The sequence below is a fragment of the Methylobacterium sp. J-030 genome (assembly GCF_022829545.1).
Lineage (GTDB): Bacteria > Pseudomonadota > Alphaproteobacteria > Rhizobiales > Beijerinckiaceae > Methylobacterium.
Genome location: NZ_JAKSYM010000402.1, coordinates 305764 through 313511, shown reverse-complemented (window position 1 = coordinate 313511; position 7748 = coordinate 305764). Strand labels below are relative to the sequence as shown.

At 71.1% G+C, this 7748-nt stretch carries 6 protein-coding genes; 3 read left to right on the top strand and 3 right to left on the bottom strand.

All coding sequences use genetic code 11. The annotated features are described in order from the left end of the window. The first annotated feature begins 184 nt into the window (after positions 1 to 184). The 3 genes from MKK75_RS33930 to MKK75_RS33920 all read left to right on the top strand — a co-directional run bounded on the left by MKK75_RS33930 (position 185) and on the right by MKK75_RS33920 (position 4146). The gene (locus MKK75_RS33930) at positions 185 to 1117 is read left to right on the top strand and encodes an IS110 family transposase (RefSeq protein ID WP_244046856.1); all 933 of its coding nucleotides are present in this window, start codon (positions 185 to 187) and stop codon (positions 1115 to 1117) included. 386 nt (positions 1118 to 1503) lie between these two features. Continuing rightward, positions 1504 to 3132 (top strand): dihydroxyacetone kinase subunit DhaK, encoded by a 1629-nt coding sequence (locus MKK75_RS33925; protein ID WP_244046855.1) that lies wholly within the window; start codon positions 1504 to 1506, stop codon positions 3130 to 3132. 57 nt (positions 3133 to 3189) lie between these two features. Next, the gene (locus tag MKK75_RS33920; RefSeq protein WP_244046854.1) at positions 3190 to 4146 is read left to right on the top strand and encodes a D-2-hydroxyacid dehydrogenase family protein; all 957 of its coding nucleotides are present in this window, start codon (positions 3190 to 3192) and stop codon (positions 4144 to 4146) included. Positions 4147 to 4150: 4 nt separating this feature from the next. Here the strand turns inward: MKK75_RS33920 and MKK75_RS33915 are convergent, their stop codons facing one another. From MKK75_RS33915 to MKK75_RS33905, 3 genes are read right to left on the bottom strand one after another with little or no spacing between them, the layout of a single operon-like run. Further along, positions 4151 to 5245: an ABC transporter permease gene (locus MKK75_RS33915; protein WP_313901914.1), complete on the bottom strand. Its 1095-nt coding sequence runs from the start codon at positions 5243 to 5245 to the stop codon at positions 4151 to 4153. Then, complete coding sequence (locus tag MKK75_RS33910; RefSeq protein ID WP_244046853.1) at positions 5242 to 6165, bottom strand: ABC transporter permease; 924 nt, start codon at positions 6163 to 6165, stop codon at positions 5242 to 5244. Before MKK75_RS33910 ends, MKK75_RS33915 begins: the two co-directional genes overlap by 4 nt. After that, positions 6162 to 7748 carry a peptide ABC transporter substrate-binding protein gene (locus MKK75_RS33905; RefSeq protein WP_244046852.1) on the bottom strand — a complete coding sequence of 529 codons (1587 nt, stop codon included), beginning with the start codon at positions 7746 to 7748 and terminating at the stop codon, positions 6162 to 6164. The genes MKK75_RS33910 and MKK75_RS33905 overlap by 4 nt, the downstream gene beginning before the upstream one ends.

The following is a 7748-nucleotide window of genomic DNA, read 5'->3' as shown; positions in this document are numbered from 1 at the left end:
CCCTCATCCTTGTAAGTCCTCTGTTGTCCGATCTGGTAAGGTTGGATCTGCGGCGACGGGCAGGACCCCGGCTCATCCTGGGGCTTTGAAGCCCGCACCTCAGCTTGGGTGCCTGCCCGTCCATTCCACGACCCCGGACAGTCGCTCGGGCCGCAAGAGCCCGGTTGCGCAAGGGTGGGGCGGAATGGCGCTGGTGTGTGTCGGCATCGACGTGTGCAAGGCGCGGCTGGACGTGCATGTCCTGCCGCAGGGTCAGGCGTTTGCGCTCGCCCGTGACGGGACGGGCTTGGCCGATCTGGTGGCGCGCCTGCAGGCGCTGGGGCCGGATCTGGTGGCGATCGAGGCGACCGGCGGCTTCGAGCAGGTGGCCGCGGCAGCACTGGCCGGGGCGGGCCTGCCGCTGGTGGTGGTCAACCCGGCCCAGGTCCGCCACTTCGCCAAGGCGCTGGGTCAGCGCGCCAAGTCCGACCCGATCGACGCGGCGGTGATCGCCCGCTTCGCGGCCGCGACCCAGCCGGCGGTGCGGCCGCTGCCGGATGCGCAGACGCGGATGCTGGCCGATCTGGTCGCCCGGCGCCGTCAGATCGTCGAGATGCTGGCGGCCGAGAAGAACCGGGCGCACCGCACCGAGGTGGCGCGGATCGCCAAAAGCATCGCCCGGCTGGTCAAGGCGCTGGAGCAGGAACTCGCCGAGGTCGACGCCGAGATCGACCAGGGCCTGCGGGGTTCGCCGGCTTGGCGTGCCGCCGAGGACCTGCTCGCCTCGGTGCCGGGGGTGGGGCCGGTCACGGCGCGCACGCTCCTGGCCGAGTTGCCCGAACTCGGCCGGCTCACGGCCCGGCAGATCGCCGCGCTGGCCGGTCTTGCCCCGTTCGTGCGCGAGTCCGGCAAGTGGAAGGGCCGCGCCATGGTGGCGGGCGGGCGCAAGAGCGTGCGCACGGTGCTGTTTCTGGCCGCGCTGAGCGCCTGCCGGTTCAACCCCGTGCTCAAGCTGTTCCGCGACCGCCTCGTGGCCGCCGGCAAGCCCAAGATCGTCGCCGTCGTCGCGGTCGCCCGCAAGCTCCTCACCATCCTCAACGCCATGATCCGGGACCAAAAACCATGGCAAACCGCTTGACCCGAAACACAGTCGCTGAGGCGCCGGAGCGCAGCGGAGGAGCCCTCCGGATGGCTCTGCGACCCCTGAAGCCCGCCTTCGAGGCCCGCTGCGCGGTCACCGCAGGATGAGGGGTTCGGGTGGGATCACCCGATCGATTCGCCACAATGTGCTGTCGCGGGCCGTGCGCATTGCGACCGTATGCTATCCTAAGCCTTTGTCGTCATGCACCTACGCGGTCTCCGTCATCGCGAGCGCAGCGACACGCTTCCGCAGGTGGCGTTGTTCAAGACCGCCCTGCGCCGCTCGCGAGAACGGAAGCCGTTGCCAGCAGGGCGAGACTGAGCCGACAATGCGCGTCAGCCGCTGACGGAGAATCGCGGACCGCCCCTATCGAAGGTCACGCCATGGCCCATTTCATCGACGCCCGCGCCACCCTGGTCAATGACGCCCTCGACGGCCTCGTCGCCATGCGTGGCGGACGCCTCGCCCGGCTCGACGGCGATCCTGGCATCCGCGTCGTGCTGCGCGCCGAGATCGATCCGGGCCAGGTGGCGGTGGTATCGGGCGGCGGGTCCGGTCACGAGCCGGCCCATGCGGGCTTCGTCGGGCCGGGGATGCTGAGTGCGGCCGTATGCGGCGACGTCTTCGCATCGCCGAGCGTCGATGCGGTGCTGGCCGGAATCCTGGCCGTGACGGGGCCCGCCGGCTGCCTGCTCATCGTCAAGAACTACGCCGGCGACCGGTTGAATTTCGGCCTCGCCGCGGAGCGGGCCCGGGCGCTGGGCCACCGGGTCGAAACCGTGATCGTGGCCGACGACATCGCCCTGCCGGACGCGAAACAGCCCCGCGGTATCGCCGGGACCCTCTTCGTCCACAAGGTGGCCGGGCATGCCGCGGAGGCGAGGGCTCCCCTGGAAACCGTGGCGGCCCTCGCGCGTCGGGCTGCCGCCGCAGCGAAGTCCCTCGGCATCGCAGTCTCGACCTGCACGATTCCCGGCGCGCCACGGAGCGAGCGGCTCGGGGAGGGACAGGCCGAGCTCGGCCTCGGCATCCACGGCGAGCCCGGGGTAGAGCGCATCCCGCTGCCCGCCGCGACCGATCTCGCTCGGATGATGACGGGGCGCCTGTCCGGCGCGGTCGCAGGCGCCGAGCGGCTGGCCCTCCTCGTGAACAATCTCGGCGCAGCCTCCGCGCTCGAGATGCAGATCCTGACCCGGGCGGTGCTCGCCACCGATCTGGGTAAGCGCGTCCGCCTGCTGATCGGACCCGCACCGCTGATGACGGCCCTCGACATGCACGGTGCTTCGCTGTCGGTTCTCCCGCTCGACGACGAACTCGAAGCCGCCCTGACCGAGCCGGTGCCCCTGCCGGCCTGGCCCGGTGCCATCAGGATCGCGCCGCCGATGCTCCACCCCCTGCCGAAGGGATTGGCCGGGGAGACCTTCACGCCGTCGCGGGATCCGGTCACGGCCGCCCGGATCGCCGCCGTCGCGCAAGCGCTGATCGCCGCGGAGGCGAAGCTCAACGCCCTCGACGCAAAAGTCGGCGACGGCGATGCCGGCACGACCTTCGCGGGCGCGGCGCGGGCGGTGCTCGCCGATCTCGAACGGCTGCCGCAGGCAGACTCCGCCGCCCTGTGCCGAGCGCTGGCCGAGCGGATCGGCCGGGCGGTCGGCGGATCCAGTGGTGTCCTCGGCTCGATCTTTTTCGCCGCCGCCGCTGCGGCGCTCGGGGAGGGGGCTGCTTGGCCGGCGGCGTTGGCGCAGGGCGTCGCGCGGGTCCAGGGCTACGGCGGTGCCAAGCCGGGGGACCGCACGCTGCTCGACGCCCTGGTTCCCGCGGTCGAGGCCCTGACCAGCCACGGCCTCGACGCGGCGGCCGAAGCGGCTCGCGCCGGTGCCGAGGCCACCGCGCGGATGGATCGCGCCGGGGCCGGCCGCTCCAGCTACCTGTCCGCCGGGGACCTCGCGGGCGTGCAGGATCCCGGCGCGGCCGGCGTCGCGGTGGCGTTCGCGGCTCTGACGCGGGCGTAGCGCCTCGATACGCGGGGTACGATTGACCCGCGATCGGCTGCAGCCTACGCCGATGCCATGCGCACCTGCCTGATCCTCGACGATTACCAGCAGGCGGCCCTCTCGCTGGCCGACTGGCCACGCCTTTCGGACCGGGTCGCGGTCTCCACCATCTCAGAGCACATCCCGGATCGCGACGCCCTGGTGGCGCGGATCGCGCAGGCCGAGATCCTGGTGATCATGCGGGAGCGGACGCCGTTTCCGGCCACCTTGCTGGAGCGGCTGCCGCGGCTCGAACTGCTGGTCACGAGCGGACCGCGCAACCTCGGCATCGACGTCGCGGCAGCCCGGGCACGGGGCATCACGGTCTGCGGCACGGATTCGAGCCCGACGCCGCCCACCGAACTGACCTGGGCGCTGATCCTCGGCCTCTTCCGCCATCTCCCGCAGGAGAACCATGCGCTGCGCACCGGCGGCCCCTGGCAGAGCACGGTCGGGACCGATCTCGCGGGGGCGACCCTCGGCATCCTGGGGCTCGGCAAGATCGGTACGCGGGTCGCCGCGATCGGGCGCGCGTTCGGCATGCGGGTGATCGCCTGGAGCCCAAACCTCGACGCCGATCGCGCGGCGGCGGCCGGAGTCGAGCTGGCGGCCTCGAAGGAGGCGCTGCTGGAGACGAGCGATGTCGTCTCGATCCACCTCGTGCTCGGCGACCGGACACGCGGCCTCCTCGGCGAGGCCGAGCTGCGCCGGATGCGGCCGAACGCCTATCTGGTCAATACATCGCGGGCACCGATCGTCGATCAGGCGGCCCTGCGGCGGGTGCTGGAGCAGGGCCGAATCGCCGGCGCCGGCCTCGACGTATTCGAGACCGAGCCGCTGCCCGCCGAAGACCCACTCCGCCGATTGCCCAACGTGCTGGCGCTGCCGCATCTCGGCTACGTCACGCGGGACAATTATCGGACATTCTTCACCCAGGCGGTGGAGGACATCGAGGCCTGGCTCGCCGGGGCGCCAATTCGGATGCTGAGCTAAGTTCCTATCCGGACTGCGGATCCAGCGCATCGGCGAGCCCGTCGCCCAACAGGTTGAGCGCCACCAGCGTGGCGATCAGGAAGAGGGCTGGAGCCGCCAGCATATGGGGGGCGGCCTCGATCGAACGGGCGCCATCGGCAACCAGAACCCCCCAACTGGTCTGCGGCTCCTGCACGCCGAGACCGAGGAACGACAGGAAGCTCTCCAGCAGGATCACCTGCGGGACCAGCAACGTCGCGGTCACCGCGACTGGACCCAGGGTGTTGGGCACGATGTGGCGCGCGATGATTCCGGGCGCGGCGACCCCCAGGGCTTGAGCCGCCCGGACGAAGTCGCGCTCGCGGAGCGAGAGGGTCTGGGCCCGCACGACCCGAGCCATGTCGAGCCATTCGACGGCCGCGATCGCGATCAGCATGAGCGTCAGGCTCGGGCGGAAGAACACCAGCAGCAGGATGACGAAGAACACGAACGGCAGGGCGTAGAGCACGTCCACGAAGCGCATCATTACGGCGTCGACCGCCCCACCCAGGAAACCCGCCGCGGCGCCGTAGGCGATCCCGATCAGCAGAGCCACGAGGCTCGCCGCGAGGCCGATCGCCAGGGACACGCGGCCGGCCGCCAGGCAGCGCGTGAGCAGATCGCGGCCCTGAACATCGGTGCCGAGGAAAAAATGCAAGCGCCGCACCGGTACTTCGATCACGAGGCTTTGGCCGCCATCCTGCTCCTCCAGAGCGGCGGGCGGGCCGAACAGGCCGGAGCGCGGCAGGTAGACGAGGCTGCGCCGATCCACGCCCGCATCGGAAGCGAGCCTGAGGCACAGGGTGTCACCCTCGCGTGCCACCGCGTCGAGTCGGACCCGCATCCGGAAGGCCAGACGCTCCAGTGCCGGGCCGAGATGCGCGGCGTCAGGCTGCGCCGTCAGACCGGCCGGCAGCTGACGGAGATCGGAGTAGGCGCGGTCCGGATCGTGACCGGTCAGACCGGGTCCGACGAGGCAGGCCAGGGCGATCAGGACGAGCACGCCCAGGGCCGCCATGGCGCCGCGCATCCGGAGGAGGCGGGCCAGGAAGCGCCCGGCCGGGCGCTGCGGCGCCCTCACGCCGCCGGTCGCAGGCGCGGATCGAGCCACGCGCAGGCGAGATCGGCTGCGAGGTTGAAGACGATGACGAGCCCTGCGACCAGCAGCACCGTCCCCATCACGAGCGTGTAGTCACGGTTGAGCGCCCCCTCGACGAAGTAGCGGCCGATCCCCGGCAGACCGAAGATCGTCTCGACCACCACGGAGCCGGTGAGCAGGGCGGCGGCGAGCGGTCCGAGATAGGCGACCACCGGCAGCAGCGCCCCCCGCAGCGCGTGAAGGGTGACGCGGATCGGAGGCAGGCCGAGGCTGCGCATGGTCCGCACCGGCTGCGTGCGCAGAACCTCCCCGAGGGCGGCGCGGGTCAGCCGCGCCAGGGCGCCCACCTGCGGCAGGGCCAGGGTGATCACCGGCAGGACGAGATGGCTCGGCGCGCCGCCGTCCCAGCCGCTCAGCGGCAGCCAGCGCAGGCTGAGTCCGAAGGCGATCTGAAGGAGCGGTGCCACAACGAAGCTCGGCAGCGACAGGGTCAGCGCCGCGCCGATCCCGAGCAGACGGTCCATGGCGCCGCCGCGCCGGAGGGCCGCCGTGATGCCGAGTCCGACGCCGAGCCCCGTCGCCAGCAGGAGGGAGAGGGCGCCGAGCGTCGCTGATACAGGCAGACCCTGGGCGATCAGCTCCAGCACGCTCCGATCGCGAAACGAGAAGGACGGTCCGAGATCGCCGTGAGCGAGCGATGCGAGGTAGCTGCCGAATTGCACGGCCAGCGGACGGTCGAGCCCGTAGACCCGGCGCAGGTTCTCCATGGCGGCGGGGGCCAGGGGCCGCTCGAGGTCGAACGGGCCGCCGGGGGCGAGCCGCATCAGGAAGAAGCTGACGGTCACGACCGCGAGCAGCGTCGGCACCGATTGGGCGAGGCGGCGCAGGATGAGACGGATCACGCGTCGAGCCTCAGGAAGCGCGTCGGCGCGGCGTTGCGCAGGTTCGGGTGGTAGCCGTGCAGCCGCGGGGCGATCAGCGCCTTCGAGCGGTAGTGCATCAGCGGGATCCAGGGCAGATCGTGCAGCGCGATCGCCTCGGCGTCGTAGAGCAGGTCGGCCCGGCGGGTGAGGTCGCGCTCGGCGGCGGCCCGCGCCAGCAGCGCGTCGTAGGCGGCATCCGACCAGCGTCCGGCGTTGAACCCGTCATTTCCGCTCTGAAGCAGGAACAGGAAATTCTGCGGGTCGGCATAGTCGGCGATCCAGCTCATGCGGGCGACATCGAAGTCGCCGCCGTCGCGCAGGTAGGCGAAGTGCGTCTTGGCGTCGGTGTAGACGTAGCGGGTCACGATCCCGAGGTCGCGCCACATCTCGCCGATCGCCACCGCTGTGGTTCTGTTGTTGTCGCTGACGTTGAATCGGTACTCGACGGTGAGCGGCCGGTCCGGGCCGAAGCCGGCCTCCGCCAGCAGGCGGCGGGCTTCCTCCTCGTGGTCGATCGGGAGCTCTGAGCGACCCGCGGTTTCGGGCGGGATCCGATAATTGTCGAGGCCGGGCGGACAGAGGGAATAGGCCGGGCTCATGGTCCCGCCATTGAGCCCATCGGCGAGGTATTCCCGGTCGATCACGAGCGATAGCGCCTGACGGACCCGCCTGTCCGAGAACGGCGCCTTCCGCGTGTTCACGGCCAAAGCCGCGAGCCCGAGTGCGGGCCCGAGCACGATCTGATTGCCGAAGCGGCGACGCAGGTCGGCGATCTGGTCGGCGGGCAGGTCGGCGAGCGACTCGAGTTCCCCGGCGGCGTAGCGCCGGACGGCTGCCGCCATGTCTGGGGTTGGCAGAAAATCAACGTGCCGGATCGCAATGGACGCCGCGTCGGGATGGTGGGGATTGGCCTCCAACCTGATCGCGCCGCCCGGCACATTGTCGGTGAGCCGATAGGGCCCGTTGGTGACGAGATTGCCCGGCCGGGTGAAGGACTCCCCATGGCGCTCGACCGAGGCGCGATGCACCGGCAGGGCGGTCTGATGGGTGAGGAGTTCCAGGATGTAGGGTGTCGGTTGTTCGAGGGTGATCGCGAGCGCGAGCGGCCCCTCCGCGGCGACGCCGAGGGCGTCCACGGCCTTCTCGCCGCGGTTGACCGCAGCGGCGTTGCGGATGGGGAACAGAATCTCGGCATATTTCGCCCCGGTGGCCGGGTCGAGGATCCGGCGCAGCGAGTAGACGAAGTCCTCAGCGGTGACGGGCTCGCCGTTCGACCAGCGGCCCTCGGGCAGGAGTTCGAAATGCAGGGTCAGGCCGTCCTCGGAGGCGGTCCAGGCCCTGGCTGCGCCTGGGATGAGGGCGCCGTAATTGTCGTAGGTGAGAAGGCCGTCGCAGAGGTCGCGCAAAATATGCGCCTCCGCCACCGTCGAAGAGCGGTGCGGGTCGAGCGTTTCCGGATCGGCGTCGTTGCCGCGGCGATAGATCGGCTCGGCCGCTGCGGCCGGTTGCACGACCGCCAGCGCGGCGACGCCCGCGAGCCAGTCGCGCCGGCGCAGCCGCAT

Bases quoted from the DNA above. Each gene is read 5' to 3' on its own strand.
- MKK75_RS33905 (WP_244046852.1), bottom strand. From the start codon at position 7,748: ATGCGGCTGCGCCGGCGCGACTGGCTCGCGGGCGTCGCCGCGCTGGCG.
- MKK75_RS33925 (WP_244046855.1), top strand. From the start codon at position 1,504: ATGGCCCATTTCATCGACGCCCGCGCCACCCTGGTCAATGACGCCCTC.
- MKK75_RS33920 (WP_244046854.1), top strand. From the start codon at position 3,190: ATGCGCACCTGCCTGATCCTCGACGATTACCAGCAGGCGGCCCTCTCG.
- MKK75_RS33930 (WP_244046856.1), top strand. From the start codon at position 185: ATGGCGCTGGTGTGTGTCGGCATCGACGTGTGCAAGGCGCGGCTGGAC.